Source organism: Vibrio ouci, from assembly GCF_004551525.1.
Classification (GTDB): Bacteria; Pseudomonadota; Gammaproteobacteria; order Enterobacterales; family Vibrionaceae; genus Vibrio; species Vibrio ouci.
In genome coordinates, this window is sequence record NZ_SATR01000225.1 from 1 (window position 1) to 979 (window position 979).

Annotated in this window: 1 protein-coding gene; it reads right to left on the reverse strand. The window is 43.6% G+C overall.

All coding sequences use genetic code 11. The annotated features are described in order from the left end of the window. Positions 1-559: 559 nt before the first annotated feature. On the reverse strand, positions 560-979 hold a 420-nt coding region (locus tag ELS82_RS25320; protein WP_208733320.1), incomplete at its 5' end, for a DUF1353 domain-containing protein.

Here is a 979-nt window from a genome sequence, read left to right on the forward strand (position 1 = left end):
GTATTACTCGCTGCAAAACAGCGAAAACCTGAACGATGGACTGGTGATATCAGGAACTGTAAGCCAGTTGGCGAAGTCCACCTAAATCCAGAAAGAGAAGCTGCTTAATAAGCGAGCAAATGATGGCAACTATCTTGAAAAACACCGACTGATACCACCTGGAACTTACAAAACCAGAGAAAACGTCATTTCAGCGAGTAAATTGGCTTTTGTACCAACAAACTCACCGAGCGGAGTTGCAACCAAAAACAGATTTTCGATTGCCCCGCTCTATCACCACCAAAGAACGAAACAACCGCTTGGAAAATAGCAATGCATTGATTTAGAACCGATGAAACAGAGCTTTGACCGTCGAAGATGAATCTGTGTACCAAACAAACCGCTGCCAAATTTTTAGCTCAGACACATGATTTTGACTGCTGGCTTTTTCTGGCGACTAACGCCAAATTAAGTAGTGAGCAACGCTACCACCTACCTAAAGCATTGTGCCGTAAACACTAAAGCCGATTCAAACCAAAAGTGCCGAGCGTTGCGAATCTGCTTGAATTTATTGTTAGGCTTACTTCTCATCGTTTCTACGATGCTTCCACCATGTAAACCAACCACCCACCAGCAAAGCTAACCAAGCAAGTACATCAATGAAAGCAATACCGTTAACTTGAATACCTACATCGCAGAACAGTTTGTCCCAATGCGCTTTACCAGCACCTTTTTGATAGTCAATTAGATTGCCTTCTTCGTCCCTGTATACCAACTTGTCGTAACGATAGGCATAGTCATGAATTARTCCAGGAATGAGTAGCAAACCAGTCGGAGAAAGTAACATCCAGAGAGGACGCGGAATCGATGCACCGTCAAACTCRAAGCCTGCAGGAATGACAATGGTTTTGCCGTCTGGGAGCTTATAACTCCATTCCTCTTTCACCCGCCACTTTCGAATTGAAAAGATCCATATATAGATTCGGCAAATCAAGCTAGG